The following is a 1,567-nucleotide window of genomic DNA, read 5'->3' as shown; positions in this document are numbered from 1 at the left end:
CAGGACATCCTACCAATTAACAGCAAGGGGTGACAAATGTCCCTAACTTCTACACATTCTTTCTTACTATCCAATTCGTAAGAAACATTATGACCAATTATGATAACATTTGGAATTTTCAAAAAAATTTCTTTTAACTTTAACAATAACTCTTTCTCTTCACTTGTATCTGTTATAATAAAAGCAAATGTTGGAAAATATGTTAAAAGTGGCAATGAAATATCCGGCACAAATGAAAGAGAAAAGGAGACTATCGGTTCCTTCAATAAGTTTAATGGTTTACTGTCTAAAGTTTCAATATCAAAGGTAACATTAGAGTATGATTGATTTTCAATAAATTCTAAAATATCAATGTTTTCTGATGATAATTCTATCAATTCAATCACTAGATAATTACTATATGATTTTCTAAATTTTCACCCAAAGACAACTGGTCTATCTTTTATAATGTTCTGATTTTTTATATTCTTTTGTGTTAACTTTCGTTGTGGTTTTGGGGAGGGGAGAGAAAACGGGTTTAAACCCTTTGTTTCACGTGGGGTTTCACGCCTAGCAGGGATAGAAGCACCAAGAAGTGGTTGCTGAAGGGGAAAGGAAAGCGAAATTTAACAGTTAACAGAACTGAAACAAATCACCACGTAATAAATAGTAGACTCATTGGTGGCCTATGGTATTTCTCCTTTTGGGATTATTGAGGTGGTGATTAACTCCTTTTTATTTTCGTCCCACTTACCAATTATAACTTTATTTTTGTTGTAAAGCAGGACATCATATCGTCTTAGGGTTCTGAATAGATAAGAAACTGGGTCGCTCACGTCTTCCGGGGATAGAATGATGGCTTTAATGGGATTTGCAACTTTGCTGTATCCAATTAGCTGTGAAATATCTCTTAAAGTTATGGGACGTAGCTTGCACTCGACGAAGGCCAGCTTTGCTGTGTCTCCCTTTGTAATTACCCCTGTTATGTCTACTTTTATTTCGTAACTTTGGAAATCAGGGAAATATGTATGAAAATTTTCTTGAACTAGGAATTTTGACAAAAATTTTGCATGAGTATCATAAACCTTTATATCATACTTCTTATATTCCCTCTTTAATAGGTTAAGGAGCCATTCTTGAATGTCTGGGTAAATCTCTTTTTCGTTTTCGTATGGCAAGCTTCTATTCCCCTTTTTGATTTTCTAAGCTAGAGGTTCTGTTTTTTGCGCAACGGACGCAACCCAAGTCGCAGCAAATTTGCCAGTAGGCATCATAATGTTTTCCTCTTATTCTTTGAGGTAGTTTATCGGATTTTTCTTCAGGATGATTTTGCTTTTGACGGATACGTGTTTTTGGAGGCAAGCAGAAGTTAGAGTCTGAGAAGTTCTCTTTATTGAACTGAGCCATTTCCTCTAAGATTTCTTGTTTATGCTTTATGTAGAAGCCGATTTTAAGAAAATCTTCGGCATAAACTCTTATCTGGTGTTCTCGTGCCCAAGCATCCCTTCTGTTCTTATTATAGTCCTTAAGAGCCGGGTCTCTTATGTTTGGATGTCCCCAAGTAATGTTTCTAACAGGGATTCCTAGG

The 1,567-nt window shown here is 35.5% G+C and carries 2 protein-coding genes and 1 pseudogene; all 3 read right to left on the bottom strand.

The window, feature by feature from the left end; translation table 11 throughout:
• Positions 1-377, bottom strand: a 377-nt coding sequence (locus ACUVXA_RS20775) for a hypothetical protein (RefSeq protein WP_445873202.1), incomplete at its 3' end; no start/stop codon positions are given.
• A gap of 288 nt (positions 378-665) precedes the next feature.
• Positions 666-1,157 carry a hypothetical protein gene (locus ACUVXA_RS20770; protein ID WP_445873201.1) on the bottom strand — a complete coding sequence of 164 codons (492 nt, stop codon included), beginning with the start codon at positions 1,155-1,157 and terminating at the stop codon, positions 666-668.
• Positions 1,158-1,161: 4 nt separating this feature from the next.
• Positions 1,162-1,567 (bottom strand): annotated as a pseudogene (locus tag ACUVXA_RS20765) (hypothetical protein); the annotation flags it as partial.

This window comes from Candidatus Jordarchaeum sp. (assembly GCF_052745115.1).
The sequence above is the reverse complement of the archived record's forward strand: the minus strand, read 5'-3'. Positions and strand labels throughout refer to the sequence as shown.